Source organism: Streptococcus sp. ELY_90 (assembly GCF_058314475.1).
In genome coordinates, this window is record NZ_JBZFUJ010000007.1 from 92,865 (window position 1) to 115,602 (window position 22,738).

At 43.1% G+C, this 22,738-nt stretch carries 22 protein-coding genes; 6 read left to right on the top strand and 16 right to left on the bottom strand.

Annotated elements, in window-relative coordinates; translation table 11 throughout:
- Positions 1-7: 7 nt before the first annotated feature.
- The 3 genes from AC4HAF_RS05940 to cpsA form a co-directional block, all read right to left on the bottom strand.
- Positions 8-1,420 carry a flippase gene (locus tag AC4HAF_RS05940; RefSeq protein WP_491097043.1) on the bottom strand — a complete coding sequence of 471 codons (1,413 nt, stop codon included), beginning with the start codon at positions 1,418-1,420 and terminating at the stop codon, positions 8-10.
- Positions 1,421-1,518: 98 nt separating this feature from the next.
- Positions 1,519-2,169 (bottom strand): sugar transferase, encoded by a 651-nt coding sequence (locus AC4HAF_RS05945; RefSeq protein WP_491091196.1) that lies wholly within the window; start codon positions 2,167-2,169, stop codon positions 1,519-1,521.
- Between the two features lie 185 nt (positions 2,170-2,354).
- On the bottom strand, positions 2,355-3,824 hold the full coding sequence (gene cpsA / locus AC4HAF_RS05950; protein WP_491097044.1) for an LCP family glycopolymer transferase CpsA: 1,470 nt from the start codon (positions 3,822-3,824) through the stop codon (positions 2,355-2,357).
- Positions 3,825-3,981: 157 nt separating this feature from the next.
- Between cpsA and AC4HAF_RS05955 the strand changes: the two genes are divergently transcribed.
- The gene (locus AC4HAF_RS05955; protein ID WP_491097045.1) at positions 3,982-4,890 is read left to right on the top strand and encodes a LysR family transcriptional regulator; all 909 of its coding nucleotides are present in this window, start codon (positions 3,982-3,984) and stop codon (positions 4,888-4,890) included.
- 427 nt (positions 4,891-5,317) lie between these two features.
- Here AC4HAF_RS05955 and AC4HAF_RS05960 read toward each other — a convergent pair whose 3' ends face one another.
- From AC4HAF_RS05960 to rpiA, 6 genes are all read right to left on the bottom strand, one after another.
- Complete coding sequence (locus tag AC4HAF_RS05960; protein WP_491097046.1) at positions 5,318-6,079, bottom strand: LytR family transcriptional regulator; 762 nt, start codon at positions 6,077-6,079, stop codon at positions 5,318-5,320.
- A 1-nt stretch (position 6,080) separates the two neighbouring features.
- Complete coding sequence (deoD, locus tag AC4HAF_RS05965) at positions 6,081-6,785, bottom strand: purine-nucleoside phosphorylase (RefSeq protein ID WP_491097047.1); 705 nt, start codon at positions 6,783-6,785, stop codon at positions 6,081-6,083.
- Positions 6,786-6,913: 128 nt separating this feature from the next.
- Positions 6,914-8,167, bottom strand: coding sequence for a chloride channel protein (locus tag AC4HAF_RS05970; RefSeq protein WP_491097048.1), 1,254 nt, complete (start codon positions 8,165-8,167; stop codon positions 6,914-6,916).
- Positions 8,168-8,257: 90 nt separating this feature from the next.
- Positions 8,258-9,067 (bottom strand): purine-nucleoside phosphorylase, encoded by an 810-nt coding sequence (locus AC4HAF_RS05975; protein WP_491097049.1) that lies wholly within the window; start codon positions 9,065-9,067, stop codon positions 8,258-8,260.
- 198 nt (positions 9,068-9,265) lie between these two features.
- Positions 9,266-10,477 carry a phosphopentomutase gene (locus AC4HAF_RS05980; protein WP_491097050.1) on the bottom strand — a complete coding sequence of 404 codons (1,212 nt, stop codon included), beginning with the start codon at positions 10,475-10,477 and terminating at the stop codon, positions 9,266-9,268.
- A 35-nt stretch (positions 10,478-10,512) separates the two neighbouring features.
- Complete coding sequence (rpiA, locus tag AC4HAF_RS05985) at positions 10,513-11,193, bottom strand: ribose-5-phosphate isomerase RpiA (RefSeq protein ID WP_491097051.1); 681 nt, start codon at positions 11,191-11,193, stop codon at positions 10,513-10,515.
- 117 nt (positions 11,194-11,310) lie between these two features.
- Between rpiA and mnmE the strand changes: the two genes are divergently transcribed.
- Positions 11,311-12,678 (top strand): tRNA uridine-5-carboxymethylaminomethyl(34) synthesis GTPase MnmE, encoded by a 1,368-nt coding sequence (gene mnmE, locus AC4HAF_RS05990; protein WP_491097052.1) that lies wholly within the window; start codon positions 11,311-11,313, stop codon positions 12,676-12,678.
- Between the two features lie 112 nt (positions 12,679-12,790).
- Here mnmE and AC4HAF_RS05995 read toward each other — a convergent pair whose 3' ends face one another.
- The 6 genes from AC4HAF_RS05995 to uvrC form a co-directional block, all read right to left on the bottom strand.
- Entirely contained in the window at positions 12,791-13,375 is a 585-nt protein-coding gene (locus AC4HAF_RS05995; protein ID WP_491097053.1) for a uracil-DNA glycosylase family protein, read from the bottom strand.
- A gap of 222 nt (positions 13,376-13,597) precedes the next feature.
- Entirely contained in the window at positions 13,598-15,004 is a 1,407-nt protein-coding gene (gene pepV, locus AC4HAF_RS06000; RefSeq protein WP_491097063.1) for a dipeptidase PepV, read from the bottom strand.
- A gap of 14 nt (positions 15,005-15,018) precedes the next feature.
- Positions 15,019-15,621: a nitroreductase family protein gene (locus AC4HAF_RS06005; RefSeq protein ID WP_491097054.1), complete on the bottom strand. Its 603-nt coding sequence runs from the start codon at positions 15,619-15,621 to the stop codon at positions 15,019-15,021.
- A gap of 144 nt (positions 15,622-15,765) precedes the next feature.
- A complete protein-coding gene (locus AC4HAF_RS06010; RefSeq protein ID WP_491097055.1) occupies positions 15,766-16,098 on the bottom strand; it encodes a bacteriocin immunity family protein in 333 nt (110 codons plus the stop codon).
- Between the two features lie 205 nt (positions 16,099-16,303).
- On the bottom strand, positions 16,304-17,002 hold the full coding sequence (locus AC4HAF_RS06015; protein WP_491097056.1) for a GNAT family N-acetyltransferase: 699 nt from the start codon (positions 17,000-17,002) through the stop codon (positions 16,304-16,306).
- A 51-nt stretch (positions 17,003-17,053) separates the two neighbouring features.
- Complete coding sequence (gene uvrC / locus AC4HAF_RS06020) at positions 17,054-18,832, bottom strand: excinuclease ABC subunit UvrC (RefSeq protein ID WP_491097057.1); 1,779 nt, start codon at positions 18,830-18,832, stop codon at positions 17,054-17,056.
- A 119-nt stretch (positions 18,833-18,951) separates the two neighbouring features.
- Between uvrC and AC4HAF_RS06025 the strand changes: the two genes are divergently transcribed.
- Positions 18,952-20,106 carry a low temperature requirement protein A gene (locus tag AC4HAF_RS06025; RefSeq protein WP_491097058.1) on the top strand — a complete coding sequence of 385 codons (1,155 nt, stop codon included), beginning with the start codon at positions 18,952-18,954 and terminating at the stop codon, positions 20,104-20,106.
- A gap of 97 nt (positions 20,107-20,203) precedes the next feature.
- On the opposite strand, the gene AC4HAF_RS06030 is transcribed toward AC4HAF_RS06025, so the two are convergent.
- Positions 20,204-20,425: a hypothetical protein gene (locus AC4HAF_RS06030; protein ID WP_491097059.1), complete on the bottom strand. Its 222-nt coding sequence runs from the start codon at positions 20,423-20,425 to the stop codon at positions 20,204-20,206.
- Between the two features lie 225 nt (positions 20,426-20,650).
- On the opposite strand from AC4HAF_RS06030, the gene acpS reads away from it, so the two are divergent.
- From acpS to AC4HAF_RS06045, 3 genes are all read left to right on the top strand, one after another.
- Complete coding sequence (gene acpS / locus AC4HAF_RS06035; RefSeq protein ID WP_491097060.1) at positions 20,651-21,046, top strand: holo-ACP synthase; 396 nt, start codon at positions 20,651-20,653, stop codon at positions 21,044-21,046.
- Entirely contained in the window at positions 21,039-21,623 is a 585-nt protein-coding gene (locus AC4HAF_RS06040; RefSeq protein ID WP_491097061.1) for a TetR/AcrR family transcriptional regulator, read from the top strand. The genes acpS and AC4HAF_RS06040 overlap by 8 nt, the downstream gene beginning before the upstream one ends.
- A gap of 346 nt (positions 21,624-21,969) precedes the next feature.
- A partial coding sequence (locus AC4HAF_RS06045) for an IS110 family transposase (RefSeq protein ID WP_491097064.1) occupies positions 21,970-22,738 on the top strand: 769 nt, incomplete at its 3' end.

Here is a 22,738-nt window from a genome sequence, read left to right on the forward strand (position 1 = left end):
GAATCTCCTATTTAAACCGCAGCAATAATGATTGAAGGGTATCTAACGTAAACTTTTCTCTTGTGATAAGCAAAAACAGACCATAAACAGCAAAAAAGACAAGCGCTGTCACAGCAAGGGTTAAGAAGGTTCCAAACGACAAGAAGCCTTTTAAAACTAAGGTGATACAGACTGCTGCCAGTGTGCTTAAGATGATCTTCCATAGACCGATTCGCCTGAGCATGGGCACAATCAAATCACGTAAGAAATACAGCTGAACCAAAACAACTGTCAGCTCTGCAATGCTGCCGGCAAAGGCCGCCCCTGCAGCACCGAATAAAGGAATGGTGATGACATTAATCAAAACATCAGCTGCTGCTCCGATGATTGTGGATACCACCACCAGCATTTCTTTTTGCATGGGAACCAAAATCTGGATGCCCATTAAATTGGAAATACCGATAAAAATAACCGTCGGCATAATCAGCTGCATGGGAAGAACCGCAGGCAGGAAATTGTCTCCCGATAAAAAGAGAATGCTTTCCTTAGCATCAAGCACAAAGAACACCGTCAAAGGCACTGCCAGGACAAAAACAAAACTGAGAGCCTTCTCAACAAGGGTTCTGAATTCCGTGTGGCGTTCCTGCTCATGGTAAAAGGACAAACGGGGCAGCAAAACCGTTCCCAGTGATGTTACGATGCTGACAAGAATCTGCTTGATCTTTACAGCGGCAGTATAGTAGCCGACCTGATGGTCCCCTTTGATAAATCCCAGTAAAGTAGTATCGACATTGAGATAAATGGTTGTTGATACCGTTAAGAGGAAAAAGGTCAGACAGGGCTTGATGTGCTGTTTTAAATCCAAATTTTTGAGAGGTTTGAGGTCGATCAGTCTTCTTAAATTTAAGAAGTTCATCAAGTTGGAACCTACGCCTGCAAATACGGTTATGGCGCCGTAAATGACATAGTCTTCTTTGTTTTTCACCAAAAGGAGCAGTAAAATCAGCGACAGAAATTTGAAAATAATGGACCGAACTGTAATATAGGAATATTTTTCCAAAGCCTTATAGAGCCACTCTACGCCTAAAACATTAAAAATCAATGTTGAGGACATGATCAAGTAGAGCAATTTTTCCTGGGACAGTTTGGGAATCATTAAAACCGAGATGCCCAGGCCCGCCAAAGCAATCAGCATGACGATGGCATTGAGCAGAAAAATTTCCTGAACGGTTTTCCGTAATTTTGCCTGATCATCTCTGATTTTGGCACAGGCTCTGATCCCATAAGTCGGAATCCCCATCATGCCTACCATGGTGAAGTAAGTGATGATGGACGTCGCAAACGATACCGTTCCGACCCCTTGAGCCTGTAAAACTCTGGACGCATAGGGAAAGGTTATCAGAGGAAAAATAAAGTTTGAGATGGTCAGAATAAAGTTCATCACGAAATTAAATCTGACGGAATTATAGCGGTTCACTGTATATACTACTCCATTTACGGATAATCTGGTTTAATGCTATCAAAGGTTCAGACTCCTGCCTAATGGGCTCCTTCACCTGTGAAAACTTTTTTGATCGTCAAAAAGAAAATTTTCAAATCCAACTTAAAAGAGAAATTTCTGACATAATAGAGCTCCAGCTGACAGCGCTCGGGATATAAGACCTCGCTTCTGCCGGAAACCTGCCACCAACCTGTTGCTCCGGGCTTGATAGACAGAAGTTCAGCCTGTTCACTCGGTGTGTACTCGTCTAACTCAGAAGCCAAAATAGGTCTGGGACCGATAAAGCTCATATCTCCCTTAATCAGGTTGATAAACTGCGGCAATTCATCAATACTGGTTTTTCGGATAAAATGGCCGATTCGGGTTAGTCTTGGATCTTCTTCAGGCAGCAGTTTGTAGCTGTTATCAAGGTATTGCTGGTAGAGTTCAGGATTTGTTTTCAAAACGTCCTCAGCATTGACAACCATGGAGCGGAATTTTATGATTTTAAAGGCCTTTCTTCCCTTGCCCATTCTTTCCTGGGTAAAAAAGATACCGCCCTTGTCTCTGCCAAAAAGATAGAAAACAGCAATAATCACCGAAACCGGAAGCAGGAGAAAAACGGCGCCCAAAAGACCGATAATAATATCCAGCAGACGCTTGACATATAAATAAAACCGATGAACCTCCTCAAGGTCATTCTCAGTCAAATAATCCCCTCCTTCTTTGCTTTTTCATAAATCATGGGTTTGGCCGATTCTTTGGAACGGCTCAGAGTGCAGACAAAGTCTCAGTTAGAGCTCGCTCCGCTCACAGATAAATGCTATTTAAATTGGCATTTTAGAACTTCAAAACATAGTCTAGAAAAAATAGCTTTATCTTCAAGTTTCAGTGTTTATTTCCCGTCCATGGTGTCATTGATGGCATCTTTAGCCTTTGTCAGACTAGATTCATCAATAGACAGCATATAAAGACTGGCATTAGGCATGGCGTAAGATGTCAGTTCTCCGGTTGAGCCTGTGCCGGTGAGTGCTTGTGATTTGACCGTGTATTTTGAACCGGACTCGAGCTGTGAGTTCACCAGAGACATCATGGTATTTAAGGACATGTTGGTTTGAATGGATTTGCCAAGTCCTTTGATGATGCTGTTGTAATTGGATACAGCTTTCATAGAAGACAGTTTGTCAACAATAGCTGCGATGACTTTTTCTTGGTTTTTGCCGCGGTCATTGTCCCCTGCTTCCAGTGAATAGCGTTCGCGGACAAAAGCCAAGGCTTTTTCAGAATCCAATTTCAGCTTTCCAACCGGAAAATCATAGTGACCGATATGGCTAGTAAAGGCTTGGTCATTGTAGACCTCAATGCCGCCCAGCAAATCGACCAAGGTCAGGAAAGACGTAAAGTTAATTCTGGCATAGTAATCAATATCAATGTCATAGAGGTTTTCTAGGGTGTGGATTGATGAATCAATACCATAAATCCCTGCATGCGTCAATTTATCTTTTTGGTTGTTGCCGCCGTCAGCAATCGGAACATAGGCATCACGCGGTGTTGTTGTCAGAAGAATCTTATTGGTCTTACGGTTGACCGTCATAATGATATTGACATCTGAGCGTGAAACCGATGAGATAGAACCATAGCTGTCAATACCGCTGATATAAAGATTAAAGACATCTTTATTGGTTTTCTTTCGAGCTGAGGCTACCTTTTGTTTAATCGTGTAAGTGTAAATTGTCTTTAGCTTATCTTTATAATTTTCATCAGTCTGTGACAGCAAATCACTGTAGGCGCTGTTTAAAACCATAGCCTTGCTGGAGTCTTCCTGCAGGCTTTGATAAGCACTCTGATAAGAATCAGTCGCTTCTGTGGTCAAATCAACACCTTTATCAGTTTGAATCTTACTGATAAGAGAGGCAATGTTAGTTCCGTCATTGCCGGTTGGTGCTAAAACACTCTTTAAATCAGAGACCTTGGACACTGAGCTGTCCTTAGGAACAACGACGCTCATTTTAACTTCTGAATAGGAAGCCGTTTGATTCATCCTGTCAGATACATCAATGGCTGATTTCAGAAAGTATAGAGCGCCTGAAGCCGCTAAGCTTCCCAGCAAAAGAAGAACAAAGGTGAATTTGACGGCACGTTTTTTCAAAATCAAGACCAGCGACAGCAAAACAATTGCAATCAAGACCACTGCTGCAATCACATTCAGACTTCTGAAAGCTAAGAAATCATAGGCAAAAACAAAAAAGAGAGTCACAGCAGACAGGACGGTAAAAAGAACTAAGAGGATACTGTTAATAACACTTAGCTTTTTATGATTTCCTGTAGAATGACTCTGTTGACTTCTATTTGAGCGACTAACCATGCTTTTCTTCTCCAAAACTATAATTTATTTGATAGGTAATATTAACCTGTTCATTATACCATTTCAAGAGCTCCTTTGCAATGATGAGCTTTAAGCAAAAAGCCGCCTGTAAGCAGGCTGTATTTATTAACAGCCTCATTTGTGTTACAATAAGCATATGCGTATCCAACAATTACATTACATTATCAAAATTGTCGAAACCGGCAGCATGAACGAGGCTGCCAAACAGCTCTTTATTACTCAGCCGTCGCTGTCCAATGCAGTTCGTGATCTGGAACGGGAAATGGGCATTGAAATCTTTATCCGCAATCCTAAAGGCATCACGCTGACTAAGGACGGTGTAGAGTTTTTATCTTATGCCCGTCAGGTGGTTGAACAGACAGCCTTGCTGGAAGAGCGCTACAAAAGCCAGGGGCACACGCGCGAACTCTTCAGTGTTTCATCTCAGCACTACGCTTTTGTTGTCAATGCCTTTGTCAGTCTGCTGAAGGAAACAGACATGACCCGCTATGAGCTTTTTCTGCGTGAAACCAGAACCTACGAAATCATTGACGATGTGAAAAACTTTCGTTCAGAAATCGGCGTGCTCTTTTTAAACAGCTATAATCATGATGTTTTGACCAAGATGTTTGATGACAATCACTTGACTTATACCAATCTTTTCAAGGCCCATCCGCATATCTTTGTCAGCAAGTCCAACCCTCTGGCCGATAGAAAAATGGTTTCCATGAGCGATTTGGAAGATTTCCCCTATCTCAGCTATGATCAAGGGATTCACAATTCCTTTTACTTCTCAGAAGAAATCATGTCGCAGATTTCCCACAAAAAATCTATCGTCGTATCCGACCGGGCTACACTCTTTAATCTCATGATCGGGCTGGACGGCTACACCATCGCGACCGGTATCTTAAACAGCAATCTCAACGGCGACAATATTGTTTCCATTCCCCTTGATGTTGAAGATGAGATTGACATTATCTATCTCAAACATGAAAAAGCCAATCTCTCCAAAATGGGCGAAAAATTCATCGACTACCTTCTTGAAGAAGTTAAATTTAATAAGTAAAAAAGAGCCTGACGGCTCTTTTCAGTTTGCAGAAAAAGTCTCTTTTCTTTGATACTTCCTTAGGTGATGTCGGACGGCAAAACCAAACGCCAACGCTATAGCTCTTGACTAGGTTTTGCATTAGATTGCCGTTAGAAATAGTATCGATTTCTAACGGCAATCGTCACAGCGACTTCCTGCGGAATTCCATGCCTAAACTTTGAGCCGTGGTCTCAAAGTTTCCGAGTGGCAGAATCGGCTTACATTCACCATTTCTGCCACTTTCATCACGGCGGAAGTATCCTTTAGTTAGCTTGCTTGCGCTCGTGTCAATTTATATGGCAGTCTGCAGTTCTTTTTGCTTATCAGGGTAAGCAAACGGAGGTTTGTCTACAGCCTGAGAGCCGGCAAGTTCTTTTTTGTCAGACTGTTTTTTAAATAAGCTGGCCTAATAAAGATTCTTAATTAAGGCATTGACCTTGTCAAAATAAAAGGTCTGACTGTCATAAATGACTCCTGAAAAAACAGCCAAAGCAATTATCTTCTCTAAAAATGTTTTGGACGAAAAGCCTGTTGTCCGGTGGAGTTCCTCTTCATCAAACGGCTTAATGAGGTGAGCCAGAGGGTTGCGGGCTGATTTTTCAAAGTCCCGCAAGAGCAAAACAGCAGCCTTAATTTCTTCAGGCAGATCAGTCAGCTGGATAAAGTCAACCAAGCTTTTGGAAGTTACCTTGCTGTCTCTTCTCTTAGCGACAAAATCCTGAACAAAGGGATTTGAAGACTGATGCATCTTGTCAAATTCCCAGAGATCATATTGGTCATTTTTGGCATCATAGATATAATCCTCAATATCTGGAATCTGACTGTTCAGCAAACGCATGAACAGCCGATATAAAATCGGACTGACACTCCTGACAAAGTCGATAATGTTATCATTGCGCAGCTTTGCTTCCAAATCCATGATATAGTTTGCCAGCAATTCTTCTTCGTAAGCATTATCCAAAAGAGAAATCTGATGGGCACTTTCCAGTTCTTTCAGACGCGCTTGGTGCTCAAAGAGAAAATCAACATTGAGTTCGCGTCTTTCCTTCAAGAGCTCCAAAAGAAAGTCAATGTCGTCAGAAAACTCCCGGCTGGCCTTTACAATCTGATAAGCATGGTGATAAGCGTAAACATTCAGCAGAATGTCCAATGTTTCTTTTTCTGTCATGTTAAGCAATCAATGTTTCTAAGCCTACCTTCATCATATCGGTGAAGGTTGTTTCACGTTCTTGGGCTGTCGTGTCTTCATCTGCGACCAGACTGTCTGAAATGGTCATAATGCCCAATGCCTGCACGCCGTGTTTAGCCGCAAGGTAATAAAGCGCTGCTGCTTCCATTTCAACAGCCTTGACACCCAATTGTCCCAGTTTAATATTATTCTCGGCAAAATCAGAATAAAAGGCATCGATAGATAAAACACTTCCGACATGCGCTGTCAGCCCCATATCCTCAGTAATATGGTAGGCCTTATCTAACATACTGAAGTCTGCAATTTGCGGGAAATCATACTGCGGCCATTCGTTTTTTATCATGCTGGATGTGGTGGCGGCAGCCTGTGCCAATACCAAATCACGGACATGAACATCTTGATTGAGCGAGCCTGCGGTTCCGACACGAATGAGTTTTTTAACGCCGTAAGAGGTGATTAATTCGCTAGCATAGATAGAGATGGACGGCATCCCCATTCCAGTTCCCATGACGGAGACGCGATGGCCCTTATACGTTCCCGTATAACCCAGCATACCGCGGACATTGTTAAAACACCGGGCATCCTCTAAAAAGTTTTCGGCAATGAATTTAGCGCGCAGCGGATCTCCCGGCAAAAGAATATTATCAGCAATTTGACCTTGTTTTGCTTCGATATGAATAGACATAATTAAGATATAAAGGGCGTTAAAAGGACACAGACAAAATAGGAAATCGCTCGAAAATCCTGATTTTCGCTGGCGATTTATCTTTTTGTCCCAGTCCTTAGCCCGTATTCAGTTACACTGAGTACAAGCTATACCCTGCCTTTCTTTAGTTTTGATAAATAAGTATTGACAATATAAGCAGTCGCGACTGCCAATAAAAACGGTAAATAAGACGGATACGACTGTCCTGTAAAAGAGATAACCAAGCCAACGGCAGTCAGGGGTGCCTTCATGGTTACCGCCAAAAATACGGCTGCACCCAATAGAGAAGCTGCTGTTATTGGCAGATTGGGACTAATAACGTGCAGACCAGAAACTAAGATGAAAGCTAAAACAGCTCCCATCGAAAACGATGGTGTCAGGGTTCCGCCGTAGGCTCCTGATTTTAAGACAAGCAAAACAAGGAAGGCTTTAATAGGCAAAACCACCATTGCCTGAACCGGTGACATAGCAGAGAAGACTTTCTGTGCTAAAGCGCCGCCATTTCCCAAAACCTCAGGAAAAACAACCGATACCGCAGCCAAGATGAGAAAACTCAAGGGCAGCTGCCAAAGGACAGCTCTGCTTTTATCTTTATGAGATTGCGCCCAAGCGGTCAGCTGACGAAAGAGTCCGGCCGCAGGCCCAATGGCAGCTCCCATTACAACAGCCAGTAAAAGCGTGGACCAGTCAGTTGTCAGCTGTCCTGTCCTATAGAGCGGAACATCAGGAATAGCCAGCTGGGCGACTGCTGCCGCTAAAACCGTAGAAAGAAGGGCAAGCAAACCATTGCGCAAAGAAAAACCGACAGCCAGCGTCTCAAAGACAAAGAAAACACTGGCAAAAGGAACTTGGTAAACCGCTGCCAGCCCTGCTGCCGCTCCGCAGGCAATCAAGAGTTTACGGTCGGGCAGACGCAGATGAAAATAATCTGAAATTCGCCCTGCTGTCAAAGCCCCCAGCTCACGAGGCGCTCCTTCTTTGCCAATAGGGGAGCCTGCTGCGACAGAAGCAATCTGCAGGAAAATATTGCAGAGGTGCACCCAAATGACTGGTTTGAAGTCAGCCTTATTATCAAGTGCTATCTGAGACCTGACTGAAATAATCCGCCGGTTTTTCCTTTGTATGAAATACCACATCAGGGCTGAAAGGACTCCCGCACCAAAAACTGCCAGAAAACGCCGTTCAGAAGGAAGATGATTAAAGAGCTGCAGCTGCGAAGACGCTTCTGCTTGTCCAAAAACCAGCTTTTCCACCAGCTTTTGCAGCTCATGCAGCAATATACCGCCGCAGCCCGTCAGTAAACTGGTCAGAATAAAGGCGGTCAACAATTGACGACTATAAGATTTATCTGATTTAAGCATTGAAACTATCCAGAAATGAAAAGAGTTTGTCATTCATTTCCCTGTCATTAAAGTCTTGAATGACAAAATGAATTCTCACCACCAAGCCTCCTACAGCTCTGCTAGGACAGCTTTTACCAAACTCTTGAAATCTTCCTTGATGCGTTCGGTCACAGCGACAACTTCATCGTGATTGAGTTCATCTTGGAAGCCGGCTGCATGGTTGGTGATGGCTGAAATCCCCAAGACTTTCAAACCTGAATGAGCCGCGACAATAACTTCTGGGACTGTTGACATACCAACAGCATCAGCTCCCATCGTCTTAAAGGCACGGATTTCGGCCGGCGTTTCATAGGAAGGGCCTGATACGCCGATATAAACGCCCTCATCCAGCTTGATACCGAGTTTATCAGCCACTTGATGAGCTGTCTCTCGATAGTCCTTGCTGTAGGCATTGGACATATCCGGAAAGCGCGGACCGAACTCATCTATATTAGCACCGATCAAAGGATTCTGTCCTGTCAGGTTGATATGATCAGCAATAGCCATGAGTGTTCCTGGACCAAAGCCGATACCGCCGGCCGCATTGGTGACCAAAACGCCCTGGCAGCCCAGAGCTTTCATGATTCGCACAGGAAAGGTCACTACTTCCAAAGGATTGCCTTCGTAGAAATGAAAACGGCCCTGAAGCGCTAAGACCTTACGGCCAGCCAAATCACCATAGACTAACTTGCCAGCATGACCAGTAACGGTCGAGCGTCCCCAATTGGGAATGTCAGCGTAGTCCAATAGGACGGCGTTTTCGATCTCTTCTGCCAACTCACCGAGGCCAGAGCCTAAAATCAGACCAAACTCTGGCTCTTGGACGCCTTGTGCTGTCAGAAAGTCGCGTGTTTCGTTAATTTTTTCTAGTAGTGTCATAAATTAAGATATAAAGGGCGTTAAACGGACAATAGCAAAATAGGAAACAGACCGACGGCGTTTGCGCCTAGGTCTGTTTATCTTTCTGCAGAAGTCCGTAGCCCATATTCAGTTAGATATATCACCCCAACTGAACAATCCTTTCTGCAAATTTTAATTTTTTCTTTTAGTCAAGATTGTAAGAAGGCTAAGATTTTTTTACACCAACTGATTCAAGAAACTTTCACCAATCATGGCTGTTTCCACGCCGAAGTTATCGGCAACAGTGGCTGAGATGTCTGCATAGTGGCCGACTGGAATCACGCCATGACCCTTAAAGGCCGGGCTGTAAGCCAGAAGCGGCACGTATTCACGGGTGTGGTCGGTACCGGCATAGGTAGGGTCATTGCCGTGGTCGGCTGTGATTAACAGCAAATCATTTTCACGCATGGCAGCGGTGATTTCAGGCAAACGTCCATCAAATTCATGGAGACAGTCGCGATAGCCATGCGCATTGCGGCGATGGCCGTAAAGAGCGTCAAAGTCTACTAAGTTGGTAAAGGAGAAACCGCGGGTAAATTCAGGCAGGTTCATGGTTTTCAGCAGAGTGTCTATTCCGTGGCTGTTAGACTTATTGTGGCCCATGTCATGATTGATGCCGGAACCGTTGAAGATATCATTGATTTTACCGACCGCGTAAGTATCAATCCCTGCTTCATCCAGTTTGTTCAAAACAGTTGGGGCAAAGGGAGAAACGGCTAAATCGCGGCGATTGGCCGTCCGCGTAAAGTTACCGGGCTCACCCACATAAGGACGGGCGATAATGCGGCCGAGCAGAGCCGGACGTTCCAAGGTAATCGAACGTGCATATTCGCAAATCTTGTAGAGTTCATCCAACGGAATCACATCTTCATGCGCCGCAATCTGTAAAACAGGATCGGCCGACGTATAGATAATCAGCTCGCCTGTTTCCATTTGGCGGGGGCCAAAGTCAGCAATCACCTGTGTGCCGGAATAGGGCTTGTTGGCTTCACGAATAACCTTACGTCCCGAAAACTCTTCGATCTTTGTGATAATTTCCTCTGGAAAGCCATCCCAAAAGGTATCAAAAGGTTCAGTAATGTTAAGCCCCATGATTTCCCAGTGACCGGTCATAGTATCCTTGCCCAGTGACACTTCTTCCAGCTTTGTCGCATAGCCAGTCGGGCTGCTTTCGGCAGGTACCGTTTTTAAGGCCTGCGGACGCGGGATGTTTCCTAAACCAATTTTAGCCATATTTGGCACATTAAGCCCAACCGTTTTTGCAATATGCCCCAGTGTGTCCGAAGCACCGTCCGGCACACCGGCATTGGAGAAATTATTAGCATCGGGCGCTGCCCCGATTCCCACAGAATCTAAAACCACTAAATGAATACGATCAAATGTTGACATGATATTCCTCATCTCTAAGATAGCTCTGCTATCAACTATAAATTATCGGCTTCTAAAATCCGGACGCTGTCTTTTCCGGCAACAATCACACGGTTAACCATACCGCAAAAAAGGCCGTGCTCAACAAGGCCGACTTGGTGATCCATTTTGCGGCCAAATTCAAGAGGATTGGGAATGCTTCCTAAATCTAAATCAATAATGAAATTGCCCATATCAGTGATAAAACGAACACCGTCATATTCTCTAAAAGAAGGCCGATAGCCTTTTTTCTTAAACTCTCTGAACAAGTGCTCAGCACCGTACTGAACAACTTCAACCGGCAGTTTAAAGGCTCCCAGAGTCTCCACCAACTTACTCTCATCAACAACCCAGATATAATCTTTGGTCGGGGTTGCAACAACTTTTTCCATGAGCAACGCACCGCCGCCGCCTTTGATGCCGTTGAACTGCGAATCCACCTCGTCGGCACCGTCAACGGTCACATCGATAGAGTCAATCTCATCAATAGACTTGAGCGGAATGCCGAGGCCCTCAGCCTGGGCAGTTGTTCGGCTTGAGGTTGTGACCCCGACAACCTGCAGTCCCTCTTCTTGAACACGGCGGCCGATTTCTTCCACAAAATAATAGGCTGTCGACCCTGTTCCCAGTCCCACAATCATGCCGTCTTTGACATATTCTGCTGCTTTGACGCCAGCAATTTTTTTGAGTTCTTCCATAAAGGTTCCTCTTTCACACATAATCATCTTATTATAACATGAAATCGCATACTTGTTAATCTTTTCTGGCTATCTCAAAATCTTGCAGCTTCCCTTTTTTTGCGCTACAATTAAGCTATGATTACTAAAGAATTTGACACTATTGCGGCTATCGCGACCCCTCTGGGAGAAGGCGCTATTGGCATTGTCCGGCTTTCGGGCTCTGAAGCACTTGCCATCGCTCAAAAAATTTTCAAGGGCAAAGATCTAAGCAAAGCTGCTTCCCATACGATTAACTATGGCCATATCGCAGAAGGTGACGAAATCATCGATGAGGTCATGGTTTCAGTCATGCGGGCGCCAAAGACTTTCACCCGCGAAGATGTGATTGAGATCAACACCCACGGCGGTGTGGCGGTCACTAATGAAATTTTGCAGCTGGTCATTCGCTCGGGTGCCCGGATGGCCGAGCCCGGTGAATTTACCAAGCGAGCCTTTTTAAATGGCCGGGTTGACTTAGCTCAGGCAGAGGCTGTTATGGATTTGATTCGTGCCAAAACCGATAAGGCCATGGCGGTAGCGGTCAAACAGCTGGAGGGCTCCCTTTCTGATCTTATCAACAGTATCCGCAAAGAAATCCTAAACACTCTGGCTCAGGTCGAAGTCAATATTGACTATCCCGAGTATGATGACGTTGAGGAAATGACAACAGCTCTCATGCGCGAAAAAACGCAGGAATTTGAAAACCTGCTGACCAATCTCTTAAAAACTGCCCGCCGCGGCAAGATTTTGCGCGAAGGCCTGTCCACTGCTATCATCGGCCGCCCCAATGTCGGTAAATCAAGTCTCCTTAACAACCTGTTGCGCGAAGACAAAGCCATTGTCACCGATGTTGAAGGCACAACCCGTGATGTCATCGAAGAATACGTTAACATCAAAGGCGTCCCTCTCAAACTGATTGACACCGCAGGTATTCGCGAAACAGATGATCTGGTTGAAAAAATCGGCGTTGAACGCTCCAAAAAGGCGCTTGAAGAAGCCGATCTGGTTCTTCTGGTTCTCAACAGCGCCGAAAAGCTGACCGATCAGGATCGCGCACTGCTTGAAATCAGCCAAAATACCAACCGGCTTATCTTGCTCAATAAGACTGATCTGCCGCAGCAAATCGAAAGCGATCAGCTGCCGGACGATGTTATTAAAATCTCCGTTTTAAAAAATCAAAACATCGACCTTATCGAAGAGCGGATCAACCAGATTTTCTTTGACAATGCAGGCATTGTTGAAAAAGACGCTACTTACCTCTCCAATGCCCGGCACATCACGCTGATTGAGCAGGCCCTTGAAAGCCTCCATGCGGTTAATGAAGGATTGGAACTCGGCATGCCGGTGGATCTCTTGCAGGTTGATATGACCCGCACTTGGGAGATTTTGGGAGAAATCACAGGTGATGCTGCTCCCGATGAGCTGATTACTCAGCTGTTCAGCCAATTTTGTTTGGGCAAATAAGCTAATCCTTTAGGGACAGCTGCCGGCAGGCAAACGATTGAAGCTCTTATAAAAAGAAAAACTCTTTGCAGCTTTTGGGCGGCAAAGAGTTTTTCTGTGATTTCTCCTATTGTTACGATTTAAGAATAGCTTGAACAATCTTTCTTAGATCCGGCACGACCTGCTCTTCAAACCAAGGATGCTTAGCCATCCAGATTTGATTTCTGGGAGAGGGGTGAACAAGCGGGAAATATTCAGGCAGGTAATCCTTGTAGTGTTCAACTGTATCTGTCAGTTTGACTGAAGCTTTTTGCTCTAAATAATACTTTTGAGCATAATTGCCAATCAAAACAGTCAGCTCAATATCCGGCAACAAATCCAAAATTGGCTGATGCCACTTCTGGGCAAAGCCCTTACGCGGCGGCAGATCGCCTGATTTTCCCTTACCGGGATAGTAAAAATCCATAGGAATGGCAGCAAAATACCCCGAATGATAAAAGGTGTCATAATCAACCCCCATCCACTCACGCAGGCGATCACCGCTCTTATCATTCCAATAGAGACGCGATTCCTGAGCCTTAATGCCCGGTGCCTGACCGACAATATTAATACGCGCTGTTTTTGGTGCTGTAAAAAGAGGTTCAATGCCTTGTTCAGTGAATGCTTTATTTTGGCTGTCTGCCATAATGGACTTGGTAATTTCCTCAATACTTGTCATCGTCTCTCTCCTTTGGTAAAGAGGCCGGGCAAAAACTCGTCCAGTATTCCTGTTTTGGAATAAACTCTTGGCGCAGTGGTTGGGAGTGAAACAGTCTGCGGAGAGACCGTTTCAGCTCACCACCTTAAAATCAGGGAGTGGTGAGAACCAAAATTTTCAATTTTTGGGTTCTTTCCCACTCCCTTTTAATTATGTAAACCGTTATGACGGAGCTGCGTTGGCTTATTTGATTAACTCATAAATAGCTTCAGCATAGATGGCTGCTGCCTTGTAGAGATCGTCTACTTCGACAAATTCGTTGGCCTGATGCATGGTATCCTCAGAATGAGGGAACATGGCGCCGTAAGCAACACCGCGTTTCAGCAGACGTCCGAAAGTACCGCCGCCGATAACCCATTCTTTGCCTTTTTCGCCGGTATGTTTTTCATAAACAGCTAAAAGTGTTGACACCAAAGGATCATCCATAGGTACATAGTGAGGCGTGTGCTCGTGTTCAGACAGAGTGACTTCTTTGACACCCTCTAACTGCTCCAGTTTTGCTTTAATGGTTTGTGCATCCGTTCCTTGCGGATAGCGGAAATTAAGAGCAATGGTATTGTCCTCTGCTTCTACATCAAAATCAAAGACACCCGCATTCATAGATAGGGCTCCCATCTGTTTATCGACAAAAGCAACACCTAGTTTTTCACCCGCATGGTCGTTCAGCAATATCTTACCTGCTAAATCAAGGTAGGCTTTGGCATCACCGGCAAAATCAAAACGAGATAAAAAGAGAGCCAGATAAGTAGCACCATTGATACCAGCTTCCGGCGTTGAGCCGTGAGCGGATTTTCCATGAACCGTCAAGTGAAAACGACCTTCGTTTTCAGTCAGACTGGCTTTAAGATTGTGAGATTCAGCAAAGGTATCTAAAGACAGCTGCAGATCTTCTAAGCTACTATTGCCTTTAAAAACAGCCGTTGCTGACTCCGGCACCATATTTTCACGCAGGCCGCCTTTGAAAGATTTGAGCGTGAAAGAGCCGCCGTTGCTATTGCCAAAGTGCAGATACTCTGTGATATTTCCCTTTTCACCATTGATAATAGGGAAATACGCATCCGGTGAGAAACCAAAATCAGGTTCCGGCAGACCGACATGCTCAAAATAATAATCCATATCCGCCCAGCCGGACTCTTCGTCCGTACCGACAACAAAGCGAACCTTTTTAGATACCGGCAGACCCAAATCCTTGATGATCTTTAAGCCATAGTAGCAGGCAATAGTCGGTCCTTTATCATCACTGGCGCCGCGCGCATAAAGCTTGCCGTTGATAATTTCAGGCAGGTAAGGCTCGGTTTTCCAGCCGCTGCCAGCCGGCACAACATCCAAATGGGCAAAGATGCCTAAAACTTCATCTCCCTGACCGTATTCAAAATGACCGGCGTAATTATTGATATTTTTAGTTTCATAGCCATCTCGCTCTGCCATTTTTAAAAAATGCTGCAGAGCCTGAGCAGGACCCGGACCAAAAGGATGTTTGGCATCAGCCTTGCTGTCATCACGCTCTGAATTGATCTGTAAAATTCGAAAAAGATCCGCTAAAATATCTCCCCGGCGTTTATCTACTTCTTTTTGAAAATCTACAAACATCTTACTCACAGCTCCTATCTTTCTTCAATAATTGTATCTACCGGCAAACGATAGCTTGGTTCAATCTTTTCATCCGTGTATCCTACGGTAATCAGGAGTTCAGGACGGAAACGCTCATCAATATCTAAAACAGCATTGGTCTTAGTCTTATCAAAACCAAGAATAATATTCGATGAAATGCCTTGATCTGTCAGGGCTAAAACCAGGTTCATAGCCACCAAACCGGCATTCAAAGCCAGGTATTCACCTGTTTTTTTATCATCAAATCCTGCAAAACGAGCCGGCAGCGTTTCCATATAGTAGGCAATCATATCATCTGGAAGATTCTTGCTGCCAATCCGCGCAATCTTGCGGGAGCGCTGAACCAAATCGGTATCGGTAAACAAGGCAATAACATACTGCGCCCCTTCGACTTGAGCCTTATTCAAAGCAGGCAGGTCTTCAGCCAAAGCAGCTTTTCTATCCTTGACAATCACAAATTTCCAAGGCTGAATATTATTGGCACTGGGAGCTAACTGGGCAATTTCAATCGCTGTTCTGACATCTTTAAAATCAACTGCCTGATTATTAAAGTGCTTAGTGGCATGCCGCTTTTTATTTAACTCTAAAAATTTCATAAACGAATAATCCTTCTAATGTGTTAATAGTTACTTTTTTATTTTACCACTTTTTGAAACTGTTTTCAGCTTTTTCAGCATTTTTTAAAATATATAAAAAACTCGAGACATTAAAACAGCAGATTGAAAATCTGCTGCGTGCATTTATAACCAAGTGCCCGAGGCCACGATGATGCCTTTGGCAATTTCATTGTTTCTCAATTCTGATGCCTCTAAACCGTTAAGCGAACCATAAAAAGCTTTAACAGGTTCTGATAAGCCCTTTTTTCTCTGCAAATACTTCAATGACAAGCGCTCTAACTCTCTGCAGAGACGGTAAGACTGTCTTGAAAAATCACCTCCAGCCTCCACTTCCTGCTTATAATCCAACAGCAGCTCACGTTCTTCCGGATAAATATCCGGATTGAGCAAAAGATTGTAGCAGTCTGTCATGACTTGCTTTTGCTTTTCGCTATCGCTTTTTTTTTCGTCATTCATGAGCCCCTTTCACTGAAAGATAATCATCAGCATGATTGGCTTTGAAAATCGTATTTTCAAAAACTGCCTTCAGTTTATCATAAAAACAGGGAAAAATATAATGAAAACTTTTCCAAAATAAAACTCACACTTTTTTATTGTTTGAGGTTTCTTTTTCCTTGATTATCATCCTGCGGGCAATCTCAGGGTTTGAGGTCACACAAGATTAGTAGTTTGTGTTCAAAGAGGTGATCTGACGGCCTTGGTCATCAAAATTTGCCGGATTCAGCCAGTTGTCAAACTTAGTTTTCATAGTTTGGTACTCTTCTTCCAGCATGGAATACCAATTGGTATCACGGCTGCGGTTTTTATAAACTACTGCCCGCCGAAAGGTGCCTTCAAAGGTAAAGCCCAGACGCTTAGCCGCATGATTAGAAGGCGCATTCAGGCTGTCGCACTTCCATTCATAGCGGCGGTAACGGAGTTCCTCAAAAACATATTTCATTACCAGATATTGCGCCTCAGTTGCTATTCGTGAGTGTTTCAGCTCCGACCCGTAAAGAACCCGGCCCATTTCCACCACACGGTTTTTAGGATCTATTCGCATGAGAGAAAACGTTCCGATGACCCTATGGCTTTCCTTATCTAAAATAGCTAAATAATAAGGATCCTTGGAATCAACCATCCCTTCAAAATAGGCTCTAAAATCTTCTTTATTTTCAAAACGCTCAATCGGCAAATAGGTCCACTGCTCTTTGGGACTGTCAGGACCGTAAAAAGCATAGGCGTCTTCAAAATGCTTATCAGCATTCAAAGGCTCAACAATGGTATAGTTTCCTGTCAGCTGCTTGATAGTTGGCTGCTGACCGGGCTTAAAATCAAAAACTGGTTCTCCAATTGGCTGGTCAAAAATGTTTGTTGGCATAGCGGTCTCCTTATTTACTGTCATTTAACGGGGTTTCATTTTCACGGTTTCTTATGCTTTTTCCTGCAGCTTTTCTTTCACATTTTCTGCTACCTTCTGCGGAATGCCTAAGGCTGTCAGCTCATCTAAATCGGCTGCTTTAATCTTAGTCAAACTCTTAAAATGCTTCAAGAGCAGCTGTTTGCGTTTGGGCCCGAGACCTGCAATACCGTCCAGCTTGGAGCTGAAACTGTTCTTGCTGCGGACTTGTCTGTGAAAGGTAATGGCAAAGCGGTGCACTTCGTCTTGAATGCGCTGCAGAAGAAAAAATTCTTCTGAATTTCTGGGCAGATCAATCACTTCTAAAGGATCACCGAACAGCAGCTCCTGCGTTTGGTGCTTGTCATTTTTTTGGAGCCCGGCAATAGGAATCGCAAGCCCCAGCTCTTTTCTGACAACATCTTTAGCAATGTTAACCTGTCCTTGACCGCCATCAATGATAATCAGATCAGGAGCTCTGAGACCATCGCGTTTAACACGGCCGTATCTGCGGCGAATGACTTCGCGCATAGATGCATAGTCATCGGGACCGGTAACTGTTTTGATCTTATATTTGCGGTATTCCTTTTTGTTGGGCTTGCCGTTTTCAAAAACCACCATAGCCGCAACCGGACTGGTCCCTTGAATATTGGAATTATCAAAAGCTTCGATTCGAACAGGCTTGTCAATAGCCAGCAGCTCTCCCAGATTGTCAATTGCCCCTTGCGTTTTTTTCAGATCCTTTTCCAGCAAATCAAATTTTTGCTGCAGGCTGACCCGCGCATTTTTCACAGCCAGATTAACCAGCTGCTTTTTCTCACCGCGCTTAGGCTTGATAACCTTAGCATCCACCAATGCTTTGACGAAGTCCTCATCAATATCGCTGGGAATAAAAATCTCCTTGGGGATAATATGGCGCCTGTCCTGATAAAACTGTCCCAAATAGGTCAAAAAATCTTCCTCAGGTTCATTGTAATAAGGAAACATGTTGACATCACGCTGAATGAGCTTGCCCTGACGGACAAAAAAGACCTGCACGCACATCCAGCCCTTATCCACATAATAACCAAAAATATCCCGGTCAATCAGATCCTGCGCCATCACCCGCTGCTTGGTTCTTAGAACACCGATAGCACTGATCAAATCGCGGTACTCTGCAGCCCGTTCAAACTCCATGTTTTCAGCCATGGTCTGCATTTTCTCTTTGAGGCCGTTGACAATCTTATCGTCATAGCCATTTAAAAAATTGCCGACATCTTCTATCATCTTATCGTAATAGGCCTTGTCCGTATGGCAGACAGTGTGGGCCGAACACTGGCCGATATGATAGTAAAAGCAGACTTTTTCCGGAGGATTGGTACATTTCTTAAAAGGGAAAATCCTGTCCAGCAGCCGTTTAATTTCATTGGCAGCACCGACATCAGGATAAGGACCGAAATAATGCCCCTTGTCCTTTTTAACCTGACGGGTAATCAACAAACGAGGATAGCGTTCATTGGTAATCTTAATGAAAGGATAAGACTTATCATCTCTCAGCCTGATATTGTATTTAGGATGATTTTCCTGAATGAGGTTAATTTCTAAAAGCAGGGCTTCGATATTGGAACCCGTCACGATGTATTCAAAATCAGCGATTTCTGACACCAGCATCTCTGTCTTAGTGTCATGGCTGCCGTGAAAATAGCTGCGCACGCGGTTCTTTAAATTTTTAGCCTTCCCCACATAAATAATCGTTCCTTTTTTATCCTTATGGAGATAGCAGCCGGGACTGTCCGGCAAAAGTTCTAATTTATGCTGTATCAATTGATTCATAATGTTATTATAACAAAAACAAGAGAGGTTTTCTGAATTTTGTTACAGTTGATTTTGCTTTTCTTTCCGCCAGCTTTTTGGTAGAATATCATGTGACTTTTTGACAGAAAGGAAATTACATGTCTCAGTTTTTAGCCAAACGCGTCTCTAATTATGAATTGTTTTTTGATTTAGCCGTTGTCCTGGCTCTGGGCCAGCTCACATCAGCCATTCATCTCAATCATATCGGTCTTTGGGAAATTGTCGCCTTCATCACGACCAATATCATTATATTCAACATTTGGCACAATGAAGTCTTTTATTTCAATAAGTACGGCGACTCTCGGCTGATTGACATCTATACTGTCATCGCACTGATGTTTGTGGTCGGCAATATCGCTCTCAATTTTAACCTCGATCTCAGCCAATACCATGCCGGAAGCCCTAAAGCCATGCTTTTTAATCTGCTTTTGATGATAGCTTATGCGATCATTGCCCTGCAGTATTTTTTAAAGGGACGGAAATTAGGATTCACCCATAATTTCAAGCTGGATATCGTTACCCAGCTTCTTTACAGCCTGTCTTTAACCGGTTTTGCTCTGGGACTTCTGTCCATTAACGGATGGACCATTCTCGTTTACTTGCTGCCAAATATTCTGCCTGTTTACCGGCTTAAATTTTACGATCGTCAGCTGGTTAACTTCCCTCATGTTATTGAACGGCTGCACTTGGTGACTATTCTCAGCTTTGGCGAGGCTGTGATCGGTATTATAAAAACCTATCCGATTATGTCAAGCCCCTTTACCGGAGCTACCTTATTTTTAGGGATGGCAACACTCTTTGTCTTTTATATGGGACAGACTTTCCTAAATATCAATCACCATCAGGAAACCACCGCTGCAACCCTTTTTTATGCCCACCTGCCTATCTTTATCGGTATCAATATTTTCACCGTAGGCATTGAATTTTTAGCAGATTCACACCATGTTACTATCGGCTTTATCCTCTTTTTGGCCGGTATTCTCAGCTTTTACACAGGAGTTCTGGCCACCTCTCGCTACAATAAAGACCTCTACCGCTTTGACCTGAAGGCTTGGATAGAGTATGCACTGACAATTCTTATCGGCACTATCGCTATGATCTTTCTAAGACAGCATCTGATTGCCCTGGCAATTATTCTATTCCTGCAAAACCGGCTGATGATGCGCATCAATATGGCCAACCGCCATCGCTCACGCGAGCGCCACAATGTCCCGCATCCCGATCCAACCCAAAATCTCAGGGATTTTTCTTAAAATAGGTGATATAAAAGCTGAATCTTCCGATAGATTCAGCTTTTTCATCTTATGTAAGCAAGTAGTTGTTTATAATCACTAACTTCATAAGTGGGTTTTATACTAGTTTCATTAATTTTAAAAGCAGGGTTGTACCAAATAGTGTCATTGTCAGTATTATGACCACCTTGATATCAGCAAAGAGAATATCGCCTTTATTAGGATTAAAATGGATAATATTACTAACAATATAACGATTAAAGGTTTTGTCCGGTTTTTGAAAACCAATTCTATCCGAAATAAAAACTTGCTTAAAAGCTACAATAGCGAACTTAACCATGCATCCCGTCTAAGCTGGTAATACCATTTCTGGGGGCGCTGATCCCCTGAATAGTGCACTTTTAGTGATTATGCTGGATCAGAGACATTATACTACAATGTATAAAAAGTAATTCTTCAGATTTAAACCAATACATGTCACTATTTCCATATCTGGTTAATTTAAATATGCTATAATAAAGAAAAAATTCTTTTTTAATTTATTATATGACATTGGAAATAGTATATGATTTTAGGTATCGGCACTGATTTAGTTAATCTTGAAGAGTTTAAACAAATTTTTCAAACAAAATCATTCATGCATCAAACATTTACGTCTAAGGAAATCAAGCAAGCAGAAAATTATTCAGAAAACAGGAGAATTGAATATTTCGGCGGACGATTTGCCGCAAAAGAAGCTGTTTTAAAGGCTCTTGCTCCAATCTTGCGGGAGACTCTTTTAGACTTCAGAAAAATAGAAATTCTCTCTAATGAAACCGGTCAACCGATTGTCTCTATAATTTCTCCAGTATCTGATGTGCTATCTTTATATTCGGATACTAAAGTTCATCTTTCTATAACGCATGATGGTAGTTATGCCCAAAGTTTTTCAGTAATTGAAGGAGAAGAAAAAATTGGATAGTAAATTAGACAAAAGAAAAGATTATCTGACAAAAGAAAATTTGATTATTGAAGCAACTGTTGAACTCCTCGCACGGAAAAGTATTGACAAAATTTCTATTAATGAAATTGCAAATCATGCAAAGATCAATAGAGGTACTTTTTACCTTCATTTCGATGATAAATATCAAGTTTTAGAAGAACTAAAAAAGAGACTTTTAGATGAATTGCAGGCAATTAACCGAAATCTAGATACTTTAAAGTTCAATACACTTGACCCTAATCATCCTTATCCTTTTTTCTTAGAAACTTATATTTGGATAGAACAGAACAAAAAATCTATTTCAGCTTTATTATCTAGTAATGGAGATTTGGGATTTGTTCTTGAATGGAAAGAAATAATTGTTCGTTATTTCGATAAACTTATACTAAACAATAACATCAAAGTTAAAAATAAAACTTTAGTATTACGTGCTATTTCTGCGCTGCTGCTAGAATTTATTTATTACTATATTTCTCCTGAGTGCTCCATTTCTCCCGAAGAAATGTCAATTACTTGCGGACGTACTATTCACGGTATCATTGAAAAATTCGTATAAAAAGCTCTGAGCATGAGCTGCATCTCCAAAAGTTAGATAAAATTCTAACAAGTGGAGGTGCTTTTATTATGAAATTGGCGTATACAACAAGCGTATAAACCAAAACATACTAAGATTAGTAGTGAGGAAATCTGCGACGGGAGAAAGTACTCACTACTTTTTCGTTATGTTAAAGTAGAGGTGTCTTGTTAAGTCGCTGAGTCCTTTGGCGCTAGACGTCGTAACTAAAACTGGCAAGACACCTGTTTTATCAGAATGTTATCAAAGTATGTGGGACACAAGACGTCGCGTATTGAAAACGACATCGCTAAAACAAGGAATCATTCAAGACAAAGAGGGAATTATCATGCGTACTGTTTTTGGAATTGATGTGAGTAAAGCAAGTTCAGAAGTGTCCATTTTGGTCAATGGCGAGAAAGTACATAGCTATACCATGCCCAATGATGCCATCGGATTTAATCGGCTACTTGGAGATCTGAGGACTGTCCATAGGCCTGAAATTGTCTTCGAGGCGACTGGTGTCTACTCTCGTCGTCTTCAGGCCTTCTTTGAGGCCAATAGCTACGCTTATACACGCCTCAATCCCTTAGAGGCCAAAAAGCAGTTGGATAGCTTACGAGTTCGTAAAACCGACCAGATTGACGCTGAAAAACTAGCTGCGTCTCAGTTCATCCTCAATCGCAAACCAAGCTATGTCCAAGAAGCACTTTATCAAGAATTACGTGACCTCAGCCGTTTCTATCAAAATCTTACTGAGGATATTGTCTGCGCTAAAAACCGTCTACACAAGGTCTTGCCAGTCACTTTTCCAGAGCTAGAGACACTTTTGTCTGCGCCGACTGGTGAACAATATTGGAACTTGGTTAGGACTTTTCCATGTAATAGTTTTGTACTAGAGTTGGATGATGCCGCATTAGCAGCTAGCATCCATCAGTCTACGGCAAAACGCATCTCTGACAAGCGTGTTAGCTACTTAGTAGATAAGCTTACAAAACTAGCTAGTCAGTCTTATTGTGCGGTCAAGAAAACCTCTCCAATGATGGAAGAGGTCAAATACTATGCAGGGGAGTTACTTAGACTTTCTGAACGTAGACAAGTTGTTCTAAATGAGATGG